We start from the raw sequence: 20,702 nt of genomic DNA, 5'->3' as shown, positions 1-20,702 counted from the left end.
TTCAAGGAGGAATACAATTGGATCAAGAAATGAATTATGGTAGTGATTATAAATATATACCTACAACGTCCATCCAAAGTGGAATGGGGCTAGAAGTATTACCGGACTTATATTGTCATACAGTCCAAATTGTTAACATTTGTTTAGTTGGAAATTCCAGATCTGAAGGATTTGTATTAATTGATGCAGGAATGCCACATTCTGCAGATGAAATTATCTCGACTACAGAAGAACGATTTGGTGAAAACAGTCGTCCGGAAGCGATTATTTTAACACATGGTCATTTTGATCATGTAGGGGCTATCATAGAATTGGTTGAGCATTGGCAAGTACCTGTGTATGCACATGAATTAGAGATGCCTTTTCTAACAGGTAAGAAGGCTTATCCAGAACCAGACCCAACGGTAGAAGGTGGCATGGTTTCAAAAATGTCACCTATATTCCCTAATGAACCAATTGACTTAGGAAATCATATTGAAATGCTTCCTTCTGACGGATCGGTTCCTCACATGCCTGAATTTCAATGGATTCATACACCGGGGCATGCACCAGGACATGTTTCCTTTTTTAGAGAAAAAGACAGAGCATTAATAGCGGGAGATGCATTTGTTACCGTTAAGCAAGAATATTTATATAAAGTTTTAACACAGGAACAGGAAATAAGTGGACCACCACGATATCTTACAACAGATTGGAAAGCCGCAAAGGAGTCGGTTAAAAAATTAGCAGCGTTGAATCCATCAGTTGCCGTTACTGGACATGGGTTTCCTATGTTTGGTGAGGAATTATCAGAGAGCTTAGAAGAGTTAATTTTACACTTTGATAGTATTGCAGTACCAGATTATGGGAAGTATGTCGATAAAAATTTACACTAAAGTATGCACAAGCCTTGTGTAATAAGCAGGGCTTGTTTGCATGATGCATATTCAATAACAGCTGTTCCAATTAGTCATGGGATTATCACGGACAAAAAATAGGAAATCTATGAAGAAACGTCCGTGATGCAAGCTATCACGGCCAAAAGAACCGGGAATTGTTGAGTAAATGTCCGTGATGCAAGCTATCACGGCCAAAATAGCCGGGAATCGTTGAGGAAACGTCCGTGATGCGTGCTGTCACGGCCAAAATAGCCGGGAATCGTTGAGTAAATGTCCGTGACGCGTGTTATCACGACCAAAAGAACCGGGAATTGTTGGGGAAACGTCCGTGACATGTCTTTCGGCTAATTTGGAAGGAATTTTATCTGGAATCAAGATAACTGGAGAAAAAAATAATATAATCCAATAGGCTTAATAAGGGAAAGGTAACTCATAATCTACTAAATTAGAGTACTCATCAAAGGGGGATGAAAGAATGGTTTGGATTGTTGGTGGGTTAATTGTTATTGGTGGAGTCCTTATAAACCCTAGTATCGTTCATTAAATAATTGCTTTTAATAAATAATATAGATTAGAAAAGCAATTATGAAAGTTTTCAGGTGAGTTGGTCTTTGGCGAACAGAATATTTTAAGGGCAGTTTTGCTTATAAACTGAAGTAATAACCTTTTGTTCTGTTCGTCCAGTGTAATCAAAAATTTGTTTTTAATTTTCATAGGGAAATAGAATGTTTAATAAGTTATTAATAGAAATTAATGAAAAAGTCAAAAGCCACTTAGTGGCTTTTTTGTTCCATTTAATGGAGGTAAATTAAAATTGTTAACTGTAAATAATATTAGCAAAGTATTTTCGAGTAAGAAAAAACAAATTAAGGCTGTAAATGATGTTAGCTTTAAACTAAATAGTGGAGAAATTTTAGGGATAGTTGGCCCTAATGGTGCGGGAAAGTCTACTTTGTTACGAATGATAGCTTCACTTACATTACCTACTGAAGGTACAATTAAAATTAATAATAATTACACCTCAACTCATAACAGAGGAATTAAAGATGACATTGGATATGTCGCAGTAGAAACCGGTTTATATGGGTCCATGACATCTTTTGAATTCCTGTATTATTTTGGTAGAGTGCATGGTTACGGCAAAAAAGAGGCCTTTAATAGGATAACAGAATTGGCAAGTTTGTTAGATTTTGACTATTATCTATATAAAAAAATCAGTCATCTTTCAACAGGAATGAAACAAAAGATTTCTATTGCGCGAGGATTATTACATAAACCACATTTACTTATACTTGATGAACCAACCAACGGGTTAGATATAATAGCTGCTTATTACGTTCGAGAAATAATAAAAAAATTAAAACAAACTCAGACTTCTATTATTATTTCAACACATATTATCACTGATATAAAAATGTGTGATCGGTTGATTGTTTTAAACAAAGGAAACTTAGTTTATGAAAGTAACACAATGGATGTAATTAATAATTACAATTCACTGGAGGATTTATTTTTTGATGTTACACGTTATAATAAAAATGTTAAAATGGGAATGTGATTTTTAAATTGGAAATTTTCAAATCTTATATATTAGCTAAAAAAGAAGTAAAGCATTCATTGATAGATTTTAGAGTTATGTTAACTATTGTTATTAGTACATTAGTATTTTATCCTGGATTAATGATTGGTGTTACTTACTTTCAAGAAAAAAGTTTAGATGCTGCTCAATCGAATATACCTACTATAGCACTAGAAAAGAATGATGCTCGATTTATTCGGGAAAATTTTCAGACTATACCATTTATAATATATGAGGGAGACAGAAAAAAAGAGGTCTTGTTAGATGATGAGATAGAAGGCATTATGAATCTCGCTAGAAATGGAAGTAAAATCAAGGTAAGTTATCAATATAAGGCAAATTCTCCAAAATCATTGGCAAGTTATGAAAAGGTAAAAGCATGGTTTTCTCTAATAGAAAAGAATCAGTTAAATGATTTTATAAATAGCTTAGAAAATATAGACACAACAAGTTTATATGATTTTAAATTTCAATCAACGGATGTTACACCCGAGAGTCAACGTAGTCAATTGGTTTCTATAATCCCATACATAATACTGATTGGTGTTATCGCGGGTATAATGGGAATTGGTGTTGATAATACTGCTGGCGAGAAAGAAAGGAATACCTTAGTTACATTATTGACCTCAAGTCAAAGTAGTAGTGAAATAGCATTGGGCAAGGTTCTATCTACCAGTTTTTTTGGTATAATAACCTCCTTACTAACTATAACAGGGTTTATAGTGGGATCTTTAATTTCAGCAAATATGTTAGATATGGAAAATCTAATTAATATTGATATTGTGAATTTCTTTCTATTGTTGACAATATTATTCCCAATATCATTGTTTTTCAGTAATATAATTTTAATTCTAGGGATTTTTTCCAAAAACGTTAAAGAAGCCAATTCATATATTATGCCTCTATATATAGTTATTATATTTGTTGGGTTTATAAGTACAATGATGGAAAAGGGTACAGATTTAAAACTAGCATTGATCCCTGTAGTTAATAGTGTATTATCTATAAAGAGCATATTGATCAATGAGATATCTACATCTTTTATATCTATTTCGATTTTATCTACGATTTTTTACACTATTCTATTAATGATGATATTTATTCAATTATTTAAAAAGGAGAAGTATACTTTGGGGTAACTATGACAAAAAATTTACGAATCGCCCTATACTTATTCAAAAAACTGTTTAAAGGAAAAATAAGAAATTGGAAGGGAACCGACTTGGCCATTGTTGTGCTTTTTATTTTGGGGCTAGCATATTCCCTCCGAAGTTTTTATCCTATTATCTTACAATTCAATCAGCCGCTTATCATTAGTTCAACGTCCCTTTTAATAGGTATCATAATAGGAGTATTTATTAGTTTTAGTCAGTATGATAGCGAAGAAGTATCCTTTTTATATCTTACAACTTATAAAGTAAGTATTATTACCTGGTATTACATTTTAAAGTTGGCCATGCCCATTATTTTAATAAGTATTATTTTATTTGGTTCATTAATATTCTATTCAAATTACCCTGGTCGTATATTTGAGTACCAAACAGAAGTTATTCTGGGGGGGTTCCTGGGACCTTATATATTTTTAACCTTTCATCTAGATAAAAAGTGGAAGTTAATTCATTTAGCAGGTACCTTATTAATTGTTATAACGAGTTTACTTGAGGGGCATTTAGGAATTAAGATAATAGCCAGTTTTCTTTTTTCTTTCTTTTTTTATTGGTGTTCAAAAAAGAGTTGGGAAAAACGTCTTTATGAAATAAATAAATTTAAACGAAAGAAACGGGGGACCATTTTGTCGGGGAATCCTATTATAAAAAAGGAATTAATATTACTATTTAATCCCCAAAGAATTGTGCCCCTAACAATATTATTGGTAGTAGGACAAATAGGTTTCTTATTAGAATCGAAGTTACCATTCAATGTTATTTTACTAGTAACTTTAATTTTGGTGACTCTAATGCATGATGCATGGACTTTAAATATTATTGGCCTAGAAGAGTCAACAATTTACTTATATAAATACACAGGAGTATCTTCTAAAAAGCTTATTGTCAAGAAATGGTTTATTTGCTTTTCACTGGTATTTTTATTTGGTTTAAGTATTTATCTGTTCTGGAGTATTTATTACAATCTATCCGTCGTAGATATTACTAATGATATATTTCAACTTGTAATGTTTAACTTTGTAATCAGTATAATATATATTTTTATTGGACTAAAGTTTTCTGATTTCAATTCGCGCACGTATTATCGTATAAATATGGTAGGGGTAATAATTTCGGGTATAAGCATGTTGTCAGTATTTGGAAGCCTCCTTATTTCTGGTAAGTTACTCTTAATAGAAGCTATAATATTAGGAATTATTTTTGTGAGGGTCGTTTATCATGAAAAAACAGTTAGGAGTGTACTCTATGTTTGATAGTTTCAATATACAAATAAACAACCTTTCTCATTCCTATGAAGAAAAAGTTGCTCTTGATAATATAAATTGGACACTTAGTTCTGGGAAAATATATGTACTTTTAGGACCGAACGGTGCGGGAAAGACTACTTTTCTTAATTTATTAGCGGGTTCGATAAAACCTACATTAGGTACTATTACTTTGTTTAATTCTTTTGGAAAAGAAGATAAGGAATTCCTTAATAAAAATATAGGTTATTTAACGGAATACCCGTATTTTTATCCATTTTTGACTACTATAGAAATGATAAGATTGGTAGGGCAGTTAAGAGGCCTGGAACAAGGATTTTTAGAGAATCAGATAGAAAAATGGCTAGATACTTTTAATTTAATGGAATATCGTAACCAGCCTATGGATTCCTTATCCCAAGGCACAAAAAAAAGGGTTGCATTTATTATTTCTGTTATTCATCAGCCTAAAATAATATTGCTGGATGAACCAACAAATGGCCTCGATCCGAAACAGATTGTTTTATTTAGAAATGTTTTGAGAGAATTGGCTAACACAGGTTGTTTAATTTTACTTTCCACTCATATTATGGGTTTAGGTGAAAAGTTAGCTGACGAGGTTGGAATAATATACAATAATAGTTTAGAGTATATCGGTGACAACATGGGGAATCTGGAGAATTTATACCTCAGTATCACCACATGATATTTCTTCACCCAAAGGAAAAACACTGATTTTATAGTGACTATTACCATTAAACTTAGGACTTTGAACTAAAAGAGGAAAACGCGGTAGACACATTCATTTTCAAATTGACTCTATATCTTTTCAAAATACTTATCGAAAATGATGTCTATATCATTGACAATATACCAAAAAGTTACAAAGGGTAGCCCAAGGGTTATCCTTATTTGCTAAATTCCTAGAAATGAAAAAATCGTTATCAGGACACAGATTGAAATATCGATATGCGATCAGTTAGTTACCGTAGGCGCCAAAATAACGAAAAAGAGGTGGAGACGATGTTGGATCTTCTCTATTTAGAGAATCCGGATTCATATACTAATTTGCTCAATTTATACCATACTTAACCAAAACAAATGAGGCGTCTTTATAAACTGCTCCTTTATTGTAGGTGAAGAATTCCAAAAAAGAAACTGAAAGAGTGAAGTAAGTTTATGATTGTGCAGGATTTTTTTGCTGAAAAATTCCCTTCATCCAAATTGAATGAAGGAATAGTTTTATGTATCTTTTAAAGAAGAAATTTTATTTTATTTGTAGTAAAATCATCATTTATTCTTTCCATCGCTTTCATCTTTTTATAATCAAAAAGTTGAATTCCTTCACCGTTAAATCGTTGTAATTTCATTGACATTATATTACGATTTTCCTTTTGTTTTTTCCCATCTTTATACACATAGTCGTGATGAAAATAAACAACTCTTCTGATGTAATCCCATTCCCAACGGTTAATAATTAACAACCAAAATACCTATACTAGTCATGCAAATAATGACTTATTACGTCAATGGCCCAGCTGACCCTTGTGTTTACCTTGACTAACAAACATCGATGGACTATATCTTTAAAGTTATAAATTTATTATTTGACTAATTTTTGCCAATAGGCGTAAGTTTTAAATAGTACCTACAGAGCAATGAAAAGATAGAAAGGAGAATTTAAATGAAAATGAAAGGAATTATTGTCAGGGAGCCAGGCGGATCTGATCAACTAGAATTAACGGACTTACCGATTCCAACTTTATCGGATGGGGAACTATTAATAAAGGTCGAGACCGCCGCTGTAAATCGTACCGATATTGTAACAAGAGAGGGAAAATCAGGTTATGCCAAAAGTGCAATATTGGGAGTTGAGTTGGCTGGTATAGTTGAAAAAACTTCCGAAACAAGACACTTTAAAATTGGTGACCGTGTAATGGGATTAGTAAATGGAGGTGGCTATGCAGAGTATGCCGTTATGCCAGCTAACCGGGCGTTAAAAATTCCGGATAACCTTTCATTTGAGGAGGCGGCGGCTATTCCTGAAGTCTTTTTAACAGCGTACCAAACACTTTACTGGATTGGAAAACTTAAGCGACATGAAACAGTGCTTATTCATGCAGGTGCGAGTGGTGTGGGGACAGCAGCTATCCAGTTAGCCAAGCAAGTTTCCGATGCAAAGGTTATTGTAACAGCCGGTTCCAAAGAGAAACTGGAATTCTGTAAACAACTTGGTGCTGATACATTGATCAATTATAAAGAACAATCCTTTGATGAAGAAGTTTTACAAGCAACAGATGGAGAAGGGGTCGATGTTATCTTAGATTTTATTGGTGCTAGTTACTGGGAGAAAAACTTAGCAAGCATCAAAAAGGCCGGAAGATGGGTGCTAATCGGAGTACTTGGTGGAGGCGTTGTGGAAAAAGTAAATTTAATGGAGTTAATTGCTAAGTATGTGCAGCTATCTGGGACATTATTAACTCCAAGAAGTGATGAATATAAGGCTGATTTAACCAAGGAATTTGCTGAAGTTGTTATGCCACATTTAGAACGTGGAAATATAAAACCTATTATTGATACTGTCTTTCCGATCGAAGAAGTAGCAACAGCGCATAATTATATGGAAGAAAATCGCAATATCGGGAAAATTATTTTACGGCAAAGTCTTTAATACAGTTGTAGCGGCATCGACTAACAATAAAGGTGTAAAATCAATGTTATAAAGGAGATTTACATGATGAAAGATGAATTAATGAAAATGCTTGAAGAACGAGAAGATGAGATGATTAAAATACGTCGATATCTACATGAACATCCTGAACTTTCATTTAAAGAAGAAAAAACAGCAGCATACATTGCTGATTTTTATAAAGGAAAAGATGTTGAAATAGAAACGAATGTAGGAAACGGATATGGAATTATTGTAACGATAGAAGGAGCATCGGAGGGAAAGACAATTGGCCTTCGCGCGGATTTTGATGCTCTGCCAATCACGGAAAAAGCGGATGTTCCATTTAGGTCGAAAAATGAAGGTGTCATGCATGCTTGTGGACATGATGCTCATACAGCATATTTGTTAATTTTGGCTGACTGTCTGATCCAACTAAAGGATCAAATAAAAGGGACGATAAAAATAATTCATCAACATGCAGAGGAGCAGCCTCCTGGTGGTGCAAAAAGTATTATGGAATCTGGAAAACTCAATGATGTAGATGCCATCTTTGGTATTCATATATTACCAGTGGCGCCAGCAGGTACAGTTGGATATCATAGTGGATATTCTTTTAATGGTCGAACTTATTTTAAATTGAAAATTCAAGGAAAAGGTGGACATGGATCATCTCCTGACAAAGCAAATGATGCAATAGTTGCGGGTTCCTACTTTGTAACAGCGGTACAAACAGTTGTTAGTCGCCGTGTAAATCCAATGGAAGCTGGTGTTGTAACCATTGGATCATTCGACGGAAAAGGAAGCTTTAATATAATTAAAGATAGCATTGAACTTGAGGGGGACGTACGTTATTCTAATGATGAAACGCGGGAAGTGATTGACAAAGAATTCAAAAGGATTGTGAAGGGACTGGAAGAATTATTCGATGTTACTTGTGAACTTACGTATACACCGGACTATCCACCATTGTATAACGATCCTGAATTGACATCATTTGTTGCCGATACCCTAAATGGGATACAAGATAGTGACATCAAAGAAGTGAAAGAATTCCCTAAACTGTCGCCATCAGATGACTTTGCATACTATCTGGAAAAAATCCCTGGTTCTTATTTCTATATCGGTTGTACCCCAAAGGGAGTTCAGCAACCTTACTTTAACCACCATCCGAAATTTGATATTGACGAAGATGCGATGCTTGTTGCAGCTAAATCAGTGGGGCATATTGTTTGTCATTTTTTAGATAAGGAATAAATTATTTGCTCCCTAATCTCCAATTACCCCCCCAAGCTTTCGAGGAACAAAGAAGGTAGGTGGGAGATCAACTGCCCGTAAAGGTCCGATAACATCAGTGGGGGATGAAGGAAAAAGCCGACTGATGGAAGTTTTCTTTATCAGCCAAAGGCAAAGTAGGTAATCGTTCATACCATTCTAAAACCCTCCGAATATTCTATAGTAGAAACAAATTATTCATTTTGTAAAGGGGGGGAGAAATATGATACCTCATAAACGAAATAGAGGTATTCGGTTTTGTGTTTTTCCTGGCTACAGATGGTGTGGACCAGGATGTAGTGGTCCTGGTGCGCCAATCAATGATGTCGATGCTATTTGTAAAGCACATGATGAATGCTACAGAAGGAACGGAAATAGACACGCCTGTGACCAGGTGTTTCTTCGTCGCCTAGAGCCTAAAATTAATCCATATACCCAAAAGGGACGACAAGCGCGAACACTCTATCATTTAATGAAGGTGAAGTCGTTTTATAATTAGGGAATAGTAAAAACACTTTAAAAACATAGGGGCTTCTGTATTGCTCCTATTTTTATCTTTGCCAGAAGTCCCATGAGATTTCAGGTTTTAAGTGAGAAAGTCAAAAACGTCTGAATAAGGCAATGGATTATTCGATTGTCTATATTTCTTTTGCTATAATTAGGATAATTAGCAATAGGAACAGGAGAGGGGAGAACGTATGCGTTTATATACAAAATCAGGGGATAAAGGCCAGACCAGTTTAATTGGCGGTAGAGTCGATAAGGATAATATTCGAGTGGAGGCTTATGGTACATTAGATGAATTGAATTCCTTTATAGGTAAAGCCATTTCTGAGCTCCGCTGTGATAAAAAACTTTTTCATGATATTATCGATGATCTTGAAAAAATACAGCATGAACTATTTGATTGTGGAACTGAATTATCCAATGTATCCAAAAATAAAAAACAGACATTATCTGAAGAACCGATTACGTATATGGAAAACAAAATTGATGAACTTATTGATGAGGCACCGGAACTGGAGAAGTTTATTCTTCCTGGTGGTTCTGATGCATCTGCAACGATTCATATTGCAAGAACCGTGGCAAGAAGAGGGGAGAGAATGATTGTTGCGCTTATGAAAGAGGAAGAAATATCTTCAGTCCCTTTAAAATATGTCAATCGACTTTCAGATTATTTATTTGCAGTAGCACGTGTTATTAATTCAAGATTAAATGTTCCTGATGTCGAGTATGCAAGAAGTGCAAGAGTGTTTCGTGGAACAAATAAGAAGGATAAAAACCAATAAGTGAATGAAATGGAGGGGAATACAAATGTATCTGTACCGTAATAGTTCTATGTCGCTTGAAGAGTATTTTCAAGTTCGTGAAAAATCAGAGGAAATATTGGAGTATATTGATGGATTTGTTTACATGTCACCCTCACCATCTACAAAGCATCAGCGTGTATCGAGTAAGTTACAAATAAAATTCGGAAATTTTTTAGTTAGTAGCAATTGCGAGGTATTTTCAGCCCCGTATGATATCGAATTAAAGAATGACAACATAGAAGGTACCAAAATCGTTGTACCTGACATTAGTATTATTTGTGATAAAACTGGTTTTACAGATGCTAGATATGTAGGGATTCCCAAGCTTATTGTTGAAATTTTAAGCCCATCCAACCAATCACACGACTTAGTAACGAAGCTAAATCTTTATATGGATTATGGTGTGAAAGAGTATTGGATTATCAATCCGATGCTGGAAACCATAACAGTATATACCTTAAATGATGAAGAAATGTATGAACAACATGATATTAAAAAAGAAACAGGAGAAATTACATCAAAGGTATTAAATGATTTTCGTGTTGATTTAAAAAACATATTTGAAGATTAATGGTAGATAAGCCTTCCAATTTCATTGGGAGGCTTTTAATAATGGTTTTTAATGGAAGAAATGTGAATACCAGTCTTTTTAACCTTTAATTACAAACTATATTTAACCCTAGGCATTCATATAATAAGATTAAATAAATTTCACCATTAACCACCATTTAGCATCTTCCAATCGATAATTTTTATCCAAAGGAGATTGGTACAGATGATGAAAAAAATCTTATTAAACTTTATTTTATTTACGACCATAACGAGTCTAATTTTCCCATATGTTATGAATGGTGAAGAATCAGAGGAATACGATTTTACGTACCCTGATGCAGTTAGAGGAATCTATGTCTCCAGTAAAGCTGCGGGTTCTGAACGTTTTAACTCCTTAATTGATTTGATTGAAACAACGGATTTAAATACGATGGTAATCGATGTAAAGGATGATTACGGAAATTTGTCCTTTAAGGTAGACAAAGATTCCCCGTATCATTCGGTCGCTACTGACGATATACCGAACCCAAAAACATTGATGGAAACATTAGAGAAGAAAAAGATTTATCCTATCGCTAGGGTGGTTGTATTTAAGGATTCCATGCTAGCGAAACAAAGGCCAGATCTTTCTTTTACTGAAAATGGACAAGTATGGACAAATAAGAATGGAGAGGCATTTGTAAATCCATTTGAGAAAGAAGTGTGGGATTATAATATAGGCGTTGCTAAGATGGCGGCAGAAATGGGATTCCAAGAAATTCAGTTTGACTATGTACGATTTCCAGAAGGCTTTGAGAAGAAAGATGAAATATTGCAATATTCAACAGGAGAATATGAAAATTTAAAGATGAATAACGTGAAAAAACGGGTAGAAGCTGTATCAGATTTTGTAGCTTATGCGAAAGAACAATTAAAGGATTATGAGATAGATGTATCTGTTGATATATTTGGTTATGCAGCAACGATTGAAGAGGCTCCAGGAATTGGTCAAAATTTCTCACGGATATCAGAAAATGTAGATGTAATTTCATCCATGATTTACCCAAGCCATTGGTCAAACAATTACTTTGGAATACCTATCCCTGATAAAGAACCGTTTCGCTTAGTGGATGAATACGCGAAAGTGGAAAATGATGTTCTTGGAAAATTGGACACCCCTCCGATATCGAGGCCATGGATCCAAGACTTTGAAGCGCCATGGTTGTATACGAACGGGAAGACGAAAGCATATGGTGTAGAAGAAGTGGAAGCGCAAATTCGTGCACTTTACAAAAATGGAATCAATGAATTTTTATTATGGAATGCTGGAAACCATTATACGAAGAATGTAGATTATTTAATTGGTAGCTGATTATAATAAAGCAGATTTCTCATACTTGTCTTTACGAAGATAACAAGAAGCAGTTTTCCTTTATGAAAGGGAAAATGCTTCTTTTTCAATATTACATATATATTTTATTTCGATTACTTGGTTTAATTGGCAAGGGAATAGGGTATCTTATGTAGTAGTTGGAGTTACGTTTGTCAATATCAGTGAAAAATACCTATTATTTCTAAAATACCTCTACCTTTAACTTGACAATTGTAGTATACTAGGTAATGGAGTTATTTAAACTTATTTTAATTTAATAATGAAATAAGTTTTCATAGGCTATTTTTAGAAATATATATACTTAGAAATGAGGAGTGAAGTTACATGGTAACGCTTTATACCTCACCAAGTTGCACATCTTGCAGAAAAGCAAAAGCATGGTTGGAAAAACATAACATACCATATAAAGAGCGTAATATATTCTCTGAACCTTTATCGTTAGATGAAATTAAAGAAATATTACGTATGACTGAAGATGGAACTGATGAGATTATTTCAACACGTTCTAAAGTTTTTCAAAAATTGGATGTTAATATTGAACAATTACCAATGAAAGAATTGTTCCAATTAATTCAGAAAAATCCTGGTCTTTTAAGAAGACCTATTATTCTAGACGAAAAGCGTCTTCAAGTAGGATATAATGAAGATGAAATTCGTAGATTCTTACCAAGAACCGTACGTACATTCCAACTACGTGAAGCACAAAGAATGGTTAATTAATAATTTTGCATATAAATAAAGGTTAAAAACGCAGAATGATTTATTGTTCTGCGTTTTTATTCTATACAGCGAGTTTTCATCGTGACAAAATTACTTAAATCCGTTACAATAATGAATTAACCATTCTACTTTGATTGTATGGAAATATGCAAAATGGATTTATTTTTAAAATTTATAAAAAATATATAGGCATATTAATTTCCATTATTCCGTACACTATCATACAATGGAATTAACAGAGTGGTTTAATTAGCAGTTCATAGCGAAAGCATTTCATTTTTTCAATATATAGATATGGTGAAGTAATCTCTTCCACCTACTGTTTATTACTTTATAGAGAACTTTAGAAAGTGAGCTAATTGCTTATCTAATGAAGAAGGGAGAGAAAGAAGGATGGATATAGAGAGAATAAATGAAAATACGGTTAAATTTTATATTTCTTATCTAGACATTGAAGACCTTGGCTTTGAGCGTGAGGAAATTTGGTATGATCGGGAAAGAAGTGAGCAGCTTTTCTGGCAAATGATGGATGAAGTAAACTACAAGGAAGAGGATTTTAACATAGATGGTCCTTTGTGGATTCAAGTCCAAGCTCTTGAAAAAGGTTTAGAGATTATTGTAACTAAAGCCAAAATAGGTAGCAATGGTGAGTTACAAGCGGATGGAATGCTGGACGGTCACTTAGAGGATAAGTTAGAGAATTTCCTTGAAGATAAGTTTGGGAAGAACTTAGGCCAAGATGATGAAGAAGAAATTGATTTGATAGAGGATGGGATGTGGATTATCGCTGAGTTTGATAATTTTGAAGATGCCATTCAACTAAGCCATTACTTCCAAGATGATACGGATAGTGTGGAAGAAACGGTTTATTCTTATCACAATAAATACTATCTCTATTTGGAATTCTCACCAGACCTATTAGATGACCACTTACAAGAAGATCTGATTAGTCAAGTGTTGGAGTTTGCAAATGATTCGGATATGTCGATTCATGTATTAGAAGAATATGGGAAGAAGCTTTTTGAATATAACGCCTTCGAACAAATTCGTTCCTACTTTCCTGCACAGGTATAGGTGCTCGTTAACTAAAACGGGTGCCTATTTTTTTGTTTTATGAATAAAGGATTTTGTATATGTTTGTCGAATTAGTGTAGTGAGGTGGTGAACATATGCTGCAAGCAAAATTAAAAAATGGAAAAATGGTTACGCTAATGAATCTAACAAGAAAAGAAATAGAAAGACTAAAGCAAAAAGAAGTGAAGTTTTATTGTCCAGCTTGCCAGGAAGCCGTTTTAATAAAAGCTGGAAAGAAAATGATTCCGCATTTTGCTCATTATGCAACAAGTCAATGTTCTGCGGGTGATAGGGGAGAGGGAATCTATCATGAACAAGGGAAATTTTTACTTTATCAATGGTTAAAGAAACAAGGCTTAGAAGTAACATTAGAGAAATATATCCCCGAGATCCGTCAACGACCAGACATCCTGTTGAAAATTAATAAAAAGCAAATTGCAGTAGAATACCAATGTGCAAGAATTCCAGTAGAGGAAGTTAACAGACGCAATCGAGGATATCAATCGATTGGAATAACCCCGATATGGATTTTAGGAGCAAACCTGTTAGAAAGGCAAGGAAAAAACACCTTTAAAATCAACTCCTTCACGCAACAATTTATTCATCGATTTTCCTACGAGCTGCCTACTGTATTATATTACTTTTGCCCCCAAACGCTTCAATTTATTTTTATCCAAGATCTCTTTTTTACTACAAAAACCCAAGCAATTGGAAAGTTAAAAGTAATAGATATTAGGAAATTTCATTTTAAAGAATTGTTTGCACTCTCGCATTTTATGAAAAAAGAAATCTATTCATTGTGGGAAAAACGTAAGCTACACTTCCGTCTTAAACCAAGAAATAATTTATATGGGATGGAATTAGCTTGGTATCAGTGGTTATATTTGAAACAAGTTCATGTAGAAAGTCTTCCTTCCATTGTATATTTACCTGTGTCCGCACAATACCGAATGAAATCACCACCATGGGATTGGCAAAGTAGAATTTGCATGAATCTCCTACAACCTTTAGAAATTGGAAGTATCATTTCCTTTCATTCCATCCAATATCAGCTAAGAAAACAAATGAAACCTACATCTTCCTATCCTTTAATCCAATACCAGGATGACCCAATTAAAGAGTACCTTCAAATTCTAGAAAAACTAAATATATTATCCATCTTGCCCAACCATACCTATAAAATGAATCAGCAGCTTTCGTTATATACTCACGTAGAAGAGGCGGTAAACGGAGATAAGGCGTTAATCAAGCAATTAATAATGAAGGAAGGAAACAAAATCCGAGCATGAATCTACTGTATTTCGATATACTAAGTAAATAGGAGAGAATAAAAAGGAATATTTTAGTAAATCTAGAATTATTAAGGATAAGGAATTAAAGGAGGAATTTGTAATGGCACAATCAACAAAACAATTACCAAAACGTGAAGAAGTACCTGTAGAAAAAACATGGAAACTCGAAGACATATTCGAAACCGATGATCTTTGGAAAAAAGAGTTTGAACAATTACAAAAAGATATTCCTGAAATTACAAAGTTCCAAGGAAAACTATCCGAATCAGCGGACACCCTTTATAATCTATTCAAACTGCAAGATGAACTTGGAGAACGATTAGGGAAGTTATATACATACGCTCATATGCGCTATGACCAAGATACGACGAATTCCTTTTACCAAGCAATGAATGCTCAAGCAGAAACGGTATTGACGCTTGCATCAAGTTCAATGAGTTATGTAGTTCCTGAGATTCTTACGATGGATGAAGCGAAATTGGAATCCTTTTTACAGGAAAAGAAAGAATTACAAGAATATAATAAGGTTCTAGATGAAATTAACCGCCAACGTCCACATGTACTAAGCGAAAAAGAGGAAGTTCTATTAGCAGAGGCTTCTGAAGCATTATCGACAGGTTCTCAGACTTTTAGTATGTTAAATAATGCCGATTTACCATTCCCAGCAATTAAAGACGAGAATGGGGAAGAAATTGATTTAACACATGGGCGTTATAGTCGCTTCATGGAATCAAAAGATAGGAGAGTCCGTAAAGATGCGTTTAAAGCAATGTATGATACGTATGGCCAATTCAAGAATACATTTGCATCCACTTTAAGCGGAACAGTGAAAACACATAATTTCTCAGCGAAAGTGCGAAATTATGACTCTGCAAGACAATCTGCATTGGATAACAATAATATTCCAGAAGAAGTTTATGATAACCTAGTTGAAGCGGTGAATGATAAACTACCATTACTACATCGCTATATCGAACTTCGTAAAAAAGTTCTTGGTGTGGATGAACTTCATATGTACGATATGTATACTCCATTAGTAAAAGATGTGGAGATGAAAATAAGCTATGATGAGGCGAAAGATTACGTTATTAAAGGACTAAAACCATTAGGTGAAGAGTACGGAAAGATCCTTGAACAAAGCTTTGAAAATCGTTGGATTGATGTAGTTGAAAATAAAGGTAAACGTAGTGGGGCTTATTCTTCAGGTGCGTATGGAACAAATCCGTATGTCCTGTTAAACTGGCAAGACAATGTAAATAATACGTTTACATTAGCACATGAACTTGGACATTCCTTGCATAGTTACTACACAAGAAAAAATCAACCATATCGTTACGGAAATTATTCCATTTTCGTTGCAGAAGTAGCTTCCACATGTAATGAAGCATTATTAAATGATTACATGTTAAAAAACTTAGAAGATGAAAAAGAAAAATTATATTTATTAAATCATTTTCTAGAAGGCTTTAGAGGAACCGTATTCCGTCAAACGATGTTCGCTGAATTTGAACACGATATTCATGTTCAGGCAAAAAATGGGGAAGCATTGACAGCAGATAAATTAACGGAAATTTATTATGCACTTAATAAAAAATATTATGGTGATGCAGTAGTATCTGATGAAGAAATTGGTTTAGAATGGGCAAGAATTCCGCATTTCTACTACGATTACTATGTGTACCAATATGCAACAGGCTATTCCGCCGCAACAGCCTTAGCAAATCAAATTTTAACAGAAGGAGATCCTGCTGTAGAGCGTTATTTAGAATTTTTGAAGGCAGGAAGTAGTGATGACCCAATTGAAGTATTGAAAAAAGCAGGGGTAGACATGACATCGAAACAGCCCATTTTAGGTGCTTTGGATGTCTTCGAAGAGAAGTTAAATGAAATGGAAAAACTATTATTAAATTAATAAGCAAAGGAGCAGGTGTACCTGCTCCTTTTTAAATAAAAAATTGAACTTTTTGTGAATGCATGAACAAAAACCTTGAAAATTCGACATGAACTTGATATTATATAGTTGTAAGTTTAATACAAACAAATACCCCTTTTGTTTGATCATGAAACTTTCTCCCATCCCCCCTTTGTTTATACAAAGACGGACTAAGGATATGCGCTGCCCCGCATATCCTTTTTTCTTTTTTCTTTTTTATAAAGCTTTTAGAGTAAAGGTGTCATTCCTTTTATCCATGATGCACATTTAAGGAAGGGAGCCACCTCCTAAACTCCAGGCATAAAATACGAATTATCTCATTCTTCTCCGGTGAAATGTATTTTGATTGAACAAAGAATAGATGGTGAGATAAATTGCAATAAATAAAATTGGTAATGTAATATAAATAGGGATTAATTGCATGATTCCTAAAATATTTAAGCCAAATGCAATGAGTGCTAAGACGAAGAAGAAGAGAGGAAAGAGTAGTTGCACGAAGAGACCCTCCTTACATAGAATTCATTTTTATATCAAGTATATGCAACAAAGAAAATAATAGAATTGAACATTTTGTGAAATTATGAACAGAGGGTTGTCAAACATTAAAATACTTGTTATTATTAATTTGTAAGTTAATTACACAAACAAATACCCCTTTTGTTTGATCATGAAACTTTCTCCCATCCCCCTTTGTATTTATACAAAGAATGAAAAAGGATATGCGCTGCCCCGCATATCCTTTTTTTGCAATATACTATTATTCCTTATATTTCCAATAACATCTTTCGTTTTCATTTATTCGGTTTACTCGTTGTCTGAATTGCAGCTTTTTCAATTCTTTCTCTGTTTTCGATAAACTCCAATCATAAACAATGGAAATTTCCTTGCTTCTAACCATATTATGTCGTTTTAAAAATTCCTCTAATGGCGGTTTCTCTGATGGAATTGGGGTAATTTGTAAGGTTTCCTGTAATATAAATTCATACACTTCATATGGATAAAGACCTACTATTTTAATCCCTTGGTCATCATTTGAATGGTTAAAAAAGACAACAGTTGGTGTTATATCTATTTCCATTTCGTGTCTAAGCTGTACATCACTTTGAAAAGCTTTCCTAGCGGTGGCGGAGTGCATATCTTCTACAAACTCTTCTAAATCTAATTTTGCTTCACGGGCAATTTCCATTAGGATTTGTTCATTGGAAATGTCAAGATTTCGCAAAAAGAGGTGTTCTTGTAGTTTTCTCAAAAATGTTTTTCCTGCTCTTTTTCCTTGAATCTCGGCGGCTTTAATAGCAAAAGATACAATCCAAGGATTAGAAACAGTAAAATTATTAGATGAATAAGACGATTTTCTGCAAGACAGTTGATCACGATTTATAGAAGGACTTAAAATTTGTTGGATAGTGAAAAATCGTCCATATTCAAGCGAAAACTTTTTTATATAAGGCTCAAAATACCAGCAGTTCGGGCAAAGTGGGTCTATAAACACATACATTTCAATCGGTTTAGAATGACTGTCAAGATAGTTGCAGCTTTCCGATGTGTTTGACTTATTAAACTTTTTTAGCTCAGTTTGATCCCAACTCACATCGAATTCTCCTTTCTAGTGCGTGTTCAAAAAGGAGGGTGACGCACTTTTTGAACAACTTCTTCTATCAATCTAGTTTATTCATCATATGATTTGCTGTAAGGGTCAATTTTTCAAATATCACCGAACGATACGGTTCTTCAATTTCAGCTTCGTCAAGTGCCTCTTTCATACAACTTAACCATGCATCTCTTCTTGTTGGTGTAATGGGGAATGGCAAGTGGCGTCTTCTCATCATTGGTTGACCACGTTCTTCCTCATAAAGTCTAGGACCTCCAAAAAATTGGGTTAAAAATAATCTTTGTTTTCTTGCCGTTTCCGTTAAATCCTCTGGGAAAATGGGAATTAAATCAGGATGTTTCCCGACTCGTTTATAAAAAGCAGTAACTAATCTGTCTATTGTATCAAAGCCACCAATTGCTTCATAAATCGTTCCGTGTTTTATTTCCATCCGCTTCTCCTTATTTATGGTTTACAAAAACATATATAATATAATTTTCCTGCTTTTAATTTTACAAGTGGATGATAGAATGGGCAACAAATCTGATTAAATGCTTCCTATTTAGGTGATGTATTAAAAAAACGTACTATTTTATTAGGTGTTTCCTTCTTCTTAATTCCAAATTGATTTAAAATAGAATGAAATCTTGTAAGTCCTATTTTTTGATCCTTTGCTTCTAATTCAAATTCATAATCTTGAACACCATTATAAGTACTAACATCTAGAACAATGAGGACATCCTGGTATTCAACCTCTCGACGCTCTGTTGTGAGACTTCCATAATATACTAATTCCTCTTGATCAACGCCTAAGTTTTGCAATTGTCGGGTTGTCTCAGGTTTTGGAATGATTTTTCCATTTAACCAATGTTTTGCTTCTTCTTCTGTTAACGTATCGTGTGTTTCTTGTAAGCCTAATTCATGTGGTTCTTTTAATGTTAGACGATAATTCCCTTGTTTTTCCCGAATTCTAAGTGCGCATCCCTTGTCCTTTAATGAAAGATCTTTTGTCTCAAAATAAAAATTCGTTTGTTTTACACTATATTCAGGGAATGGCAATTTATCCAATAAAATGTTAAATTCATCTTCTGTTAACAAATTTTTAAATTCAATTTCTATTTCTTGTGCCATAAAAAATTTGGCCTCCAATTATAATGTAAAAATATATTATTAATGATTATCGCCAATATAGGATAAATTTGCAAAGAAAAGGAATCAAGCTAGTATGTTACACGAATATAAGCTATAATTTGAGTGGACTTTGTCTTTGATTGCAGGCTAGGAAATACAATGTTTTCTTCCCACAAAGTGTAGCGGAGACAATGATTAAAGCTTTTGGAGAAAATGCCAAGTTTTCTAAATAACGATGGTGAAAGATTCATGTTACAGTTAAGTGTAGGAGTGTGTTTGTTATGAACTGGGAATATTTACTTGCCCCCTATAAACAGGTGGTTGATGAGCTTAAAGTAAAATTAAGAGGAACGCGATCACAATTTGAATACGAATCATCTCATTCGCCAATCGAATTTGTTACCGGAAGAGTAAAACCAGTCCAAAGTATTTTAGAAAAAGCTAAAAATAGGGGAGTCCCATTAGAAAATATTGAAAAAGAAATATATGATATAGCTGGTGTTCGGGTCGTGTGTCAATTCGTAGATGATATTTATGCTATTGTTGAAATGCTTCGTAATCGTGATGATTTTTCAATTGTAGAAGAGAAAGATTATATTACGAATAAAAAGCCTAGCGGATATCGCTCCTATCATATGATTATTCAATACCCAGTAGAAATGGTTCGGGGGAGAAAACTAGTCTTAGCCGAAATCCAAATACGTACGCTAGCAATGAACTTTTGGGCGACGAATGAACATTCATTGAATTATAAATATAAAGGTAGTATTCCTGATGATATCCAAATAAGATTGCAGAATGCTGCTGAAGCGGCTTTTAAATTAGATGAAGAAATGTCAAAAATAAAACATGAAATTCAAGAAGCGCGGCGAATCTTTAATAGGAAAAATAATTAATTTTATTAAAGGGGAGGAACG

General features: G+C 33.9%; 21 protein-coding genes. 16 read left to right on the top strand and 5 right to left on the bottom strand.

The genetic code is table 11. From position 1 onward, the window contains the following. The first annotated feature begins 17 nt into the window (after nucleotides 1-17). The 5 genes from ACFQ18_RS08545 to ACFQ18_RS08525 all read left to right on the top strand — a co-directional run bounded on the left by ACFQ18_RS08545 (nucleotide 18) and on the right by ACFQ18_RS08525 (nucleotide 5,573). The gene (locus ACFQ18_RS08545; protein WP_060667521.1) at nucleotides 18-875 is read left to right on the top strand and encodes an MBL fold metallo-hydrolase; all 858 of its coding nucleotides are present in this window, start codon (nucleotides 18-20) and stop codon (nucleotides 873-875) included. An 817-nt stretch (nucleotides 876-1,692) separates the two neighbouring features. Beyond that, the gene (locus tag ACFQ18_RS08540; RefSeq protein ID WP_047184086.1) at nucleotides 1,693-2,436 is read left to right on the top strand and encodes an ABC transporter ATP-binding protein; all 744 of its coding nucleotides are present in this window, start codon (nucleotides 1,693-1,695) and stop codon (nucleotides 2,434-2,436) included. 8 nt (nucleotides 2,437-2,444) lie between these two features. Continuing rightward, nucleotides 2,445-3,596, top strand: a complete 1,152-nt coding sequence (locus ACFQ18_RS08535) for an ABC transporter permease subunit (protein ID WP_204798146.1) — start codon at nucleotides 2,445-2,447, stop codon at nucleotides 3,594-3,596. Nucleotides 3,597-3,598: 2 nt separating this feature from the next. Next, nucleotides 3,599-4,876: a hypothetical protein gene (locus tag ACFQ18_RS08530; RefSeq protein WP_047184084.1), complete on the top strand. Its 1,278-nt coding sequence runs from the start codon at nucleotides 3,599-3,601 to the stop codon at nucleotides 4,874-4,876. Beyond that, the gene (locus ACFQ18_RS08525; RefSeq protein WP_047184083.1) at nucleotides 4,869-5,573 is read left to right on the top strand and encodes an ABC transporter ATP-binding protein; all 705 of its coding nucleotides are present in this window, start codon (nucleotides 4,869-4,871) and stop codon (nucleotides 5,571-5,573) included. Before ACFQ18_RS08530 ends, ACFQ18_RS08525 begins: the two co-directional genes overlap by 8 nt. Nucleotides 5,574-6,120: 547 nt before the next feature. On the opposite strand, the gene ACFQ18_RS08520 is transcribed toward ACFQ18_RS08525, so the two are convergent. Next, a complete protein-coding gene (locus tag ACFQ18_RS08520; protein ID WP_047184082.1) occupies nucleotides 6,121-6,351 on the bottom strand; it encodes a DUF3994 domain-containing protein in 231 nt (76 codons plus the stop codon). A gap of 206 nt (nucleotides 6,352-6,557) precedes the next feature. Here ACFQ18_RS08520 and ACFQ18_RS08515 point away from each other — a divergent pair, with 206 nt between their 5' ends. The 10 genes from ACFQ18_RS08515 to pepF all read left to right on the top strand — a co-directional run bounded on the left by ACFQ18_RS08515 (nucleotide 6,558) and on the right by pepF (nucleotide 17,042). Next, nucleotides 6,558-7,538, top strand: a complete 981-nt coding sequence (locus ACFQ18_RS08515) for an NAD(P)H-quinone oxidoreductase (protein ID WP_204798179.1) — start codon at nucleotides 6,558-6,560, stop codon at nucleotides 7,536-7,538. Nucleotides 7,539-7,604: 66 nt separating this feature from the next. Continuing rightward, nucleotides 7,605-8,792 carry an amidohydrolase gene (locus ACFQ18_RS08510; RefSeq protein WP_047184081.1) on the top strand — a complete coding sequence of 396 codons (1,188 nt, stop codon included), beginning with the start codon at nucleotides 7,605-7,607 and terminating at the stop codon, nucleotides 8,790-8,792. 241 nt (nucleotides 8,793-9,033) lie between these two features. Further along, nucleotides 9,034-9,309 (top strand): phospholipase A2 family enzyme, encoded by a 276-nt coding sequence (locus ACFQ18_RS08505; RefSeq protein WP_047184079.1) that lies wholly within the window; start codon nucleotides 9,034-9,036, stop codon nucleotides 9,307-9,309. 199 nt (nucleotides 9,310-9,508) lie between these two features. Further along, complete coding sequence (locus tag ACFQ18_RS08500; protein WP_047184078.1) at nucleotides 9,509-10,099, top strand: cob(I)yrinic acid a,c-diamide adenosyltransferase; 591 nt, start codon at nucleotides 9,509-9,511, stop codon at nucleotides 10,097-10,099. A 25-nt stretch (nucleotides 10,100-10,124) separates the two neighbouring features. Then, nucleotides 10,125-10,691 (top strand): Uma2 family endonuclease, encoded by a 567-nt coding sequence (locus tag ACFQ18_RS08495; RefSeq protein WP_047184077.1) that lies wholly within the window; start codon nucleotides 10,125-10,127, stop codon nucleotides 10,689-10,691. A gap of 204 nt (nucleotides 10,692-10,895) precedes the next feature. Then, the gene (locus tag ACFQ18_RS08490) at nucleotides 10,896-12,023 is read left to right on the top strand and encodes a putative glycoside hydrolase (protein ID WP_084824008.1); all 1,128 of its coding nucleotides are present in this window, start codon (nucleotides 10,896-10,898) and stop codon (nucleotides 12,021-12,023) included. Nucleotides 12,024-12,368: 345 nt separating this feature from the next. Continuing rightward, a complete protein-coding gene (spxA, locus tag ACFQ18_RS08485) occupies nucleotides 12,369-12,764 on the top strand; it encodes a transcriptional regulator SpxA (protein WP_047184075.1) in 396 nt (131 codons plus the stop codon). A 393-nt stretch (nucleotides 12,765-13,157) separates the two neighbouring features. Continuing rightward, nucleotides 13,158-13,838 (top strand): adaptor protein MecA, encoded by a 681-nt coding sequence (gene mecA / locus ACFQ18_RS08480; RefSeq protein WP_204798147.1) that lies wholly within the window; start codon nucleotides 13,158-13,160, stop codon nucleotides 13,836-13,838. A 95-nt stretch (nucleotides 13,839-13,933) separates the two neighbouring features. Then, complete coding sequence (locus ACFQ18_RS08475) at nucleotides 13,934-15,127, top strand: competence protein CoiA (RefSeq protein ID WP_204798148.1); 1,194 nt, start codon at nucleotides 13,934-13,936, stop codon at nucleotides 15,125-15,127. Nucleotides 15,128-15,230: 103 nt separating this feature from the next. After that, a complete protein-coding gene (pepF, locus tag ACFQ18_RS08470; protein WP_204798149.1) occupies nucleotides 15,231-17,042 on the top strand; it encodes an oligoendopeptidase F in 1,812 nt (603 codons plus the stop codon). A 333-nt stretch (nucleotides 17,043-17,375) separates the two neighbouring features. On the opposite strand, the gene ACFQ18_RS08465 is transcribed toward pepF, so the two are convergent. The 4 genes from ACFQ18_RS08465 to ACFQ18_RS08450 form a co-directional block, all read right to left on the bottom strand. After that, nucleotides 17,376-17,558, bottom strand: a complete 183-nt coding sequence (locus tag ACFQ18_RS08465; protein ID WP_204798150.1) for a hypothetical protein — start codon at nucleotides 17,556-17,558, stop codon at nucleotides 17,376-17,378. A 262-nt stretch (nucleotides 17,559-17,820) separates the two neighbouring features. Then, nucleotides 17,821-18,654 carry a ClpXP adapter SpxH family protein gene (locus ACFQ18_RS08460; RefSeq protein WP_047184458.1) on the bottom strand — a complete coding sequence of 278 codons (834 nt, stop codon included), beginning with the start codon at nucleotides 18,652-18,654 and terminating at the stop codon, nucleotides 17,821-17,823. A gap of 67 nt (nucleotides 18,655-18,721) precedes the next feature. Beyond that, nucleotides 18,722-19,105 carry a globin domain-containing protein gene (locus tag ACFQ18_RS08455; protein ID WP_060668598.1) on the bottom strand — a complete coding sequence of 128 codons (384 nt, stop codon included), beginning with the start codon at nucleotides 19,103-19,105 and terminating at the stop codon, nucleotides 18,722-18,724. A 107-nt stretch (nucleotides 19,106-19,212) separates the two neighbouring features. Next, nucleotides 19,213-19,785, bottom strand: coding sequence for a CYTH domain-containing protein (locus ACFQ18_RS08450; protein ID WP_047184460.1), 573 nt, complete (start codon nucleotides 19,783-19,785; stop codon nucleotides 19,213-19,215). Between the two features lie 281 nt (nucleotides 19,786-20,066). On the opposite strand from ACFQ18_RS08450, the gene ACFQ18_RS08445 reads away from it, so the two are divergent. Next, a complete protein-coding gene (locus ACFQ18_RS08445; RefSeq protein ID WP_204798151.1) occupies nucleotides 20,067-20,681 on the top strand; it encodes a GTP pyrophosphokinase in 615 nt (204 codons plus the stop codon). Nucleotides 20,682-20,702 lie beyond the last annotated feature (21 nt).

Origin of the sequence: Oceanobacillus caeni, from assembly GCF_042678465.1 — a bacterium.
In the GTDB taxonomy this organism is placed as follows: Bacteria; Bacillota; Bacilli; order Bacillales; family Amphibacillaceae; genus Oceanobacillus; species Oceanobacillus caeni.
This window is presented reverse-complemented; position numbering and strand designations above follow the sequence as displayed.

What these genes read in the sequence shown, in the direction of transcription:
- ACFQ18_RS08530 (WP_047184084.1), top strand. Translation starts at nt 3,599, where the DNA reads ATGACAAAAAATTTACGAATCGCCCTATACTTATTCAAAAAACTGTTT.
- ACFQ18_RS08525 (WP_047184083.1), top strand. Translation starts at nt 4,869, where the DNA reads ATGTTTGATAGTTTCAATATACAAATAAACAACCTTTCTCATTCCTAT.
- ACFQ18_RS08515 (WP_204798179.1), top strand. Translation starts at nt 6,558, where the DNA reads ATGAAAGGAATTATTGTCAGGGAGCCAGGCGGATCTGATCAACTAGAA.
- ACFQ18_RS08510 (WP_047184081.1), top strand. Translation starts at nt 7,605, where the DNA reads ATGAAAGATGAATTAATGAAAATGCTTGAAGAACGAGAAGATGAGATG.
- ACFQ18_RS08505 (WP_047184079.1), top strand. Translation starts at nt 9,034, where the DNA reads ATGATACCTCATAAACGAAATAGAGGTATTCGGTTTTGTGTTTTTCCT.
- ACFQ18_RS08500 (WP_047184078.1), top strand. Translation starts at nt 9,509, where the DNA reads ATGCGTTTATATACAAAATCAGGGGATAAAGGCCAGACCAGTTTAATT.
- ACFQ18_RS08495 (WP_047184077.1), top strand. Translation starts at nt 10,125, where the DNA reads ATGTATCTGTACCGTAATAGTTCTATGTCGCTTGAAGAGTATTTTCAA.
- ACFQ18_RS08490 (WP_084824008.1), top strand. Translation starts at nt 10,896, where the DNA reads ATGATGAAAAAAATCTTATTAAACTTTATTTTATTTACGACCATAACG.
- spxA (WP_047184075.1), top strand. Translation starts at nt 12,369, where the DNA reads ATGGTAACGCTTTATACCTCACCAAGTTGCACATCTTGCAGAAAAGCA.
- mecA (WP_204798147.1), top strand. Translation starts at nt 13,158, where the DNA reads ATGGATATAGAGAGAATAAATGAAAATACGGTTAAATTTTATATTTCT.
- ACFQ18_RS08475 (WP_204798148.1), top strand. Translation starts at nt 13,934, where the DNA reads ATGCTGCAAGCAAAATTAAAAAATGGAAAAATGGTTACGCTAATGAAT.
- pepF (WP_204798149.1), top strand. Translation starts at nt 15,231, where the DNA reads ATGGCACAATCAACAAAACAATTACCAAAACGTGAAGAAGTACCTGTA.
- ACFQ18_RS08455 (WP_060668598.1), bottom strand. Translation starts at nt 19,105, where the DNA reads ATGGAAATAAAACACGGAACGATTTATGAAGCAATTGGTGGCTTTGAT.
- ACFQ18_RS08450 (WP_047184460.1), bottom strand. Translation starts at nt 19,785, where the DNA reads ATGGCACAAGAAATAGAAATTGAATTTAAAAATTTGTTAACAGAAGAT.
- ACFQ18_RS08445 (WP_204798151.1), top strand. Translation starts at nt 20,067, where the DNA reads ATGAACTGGGAATATTTACTTGCCCCCTATAAACAGGTGGTTGATGAG.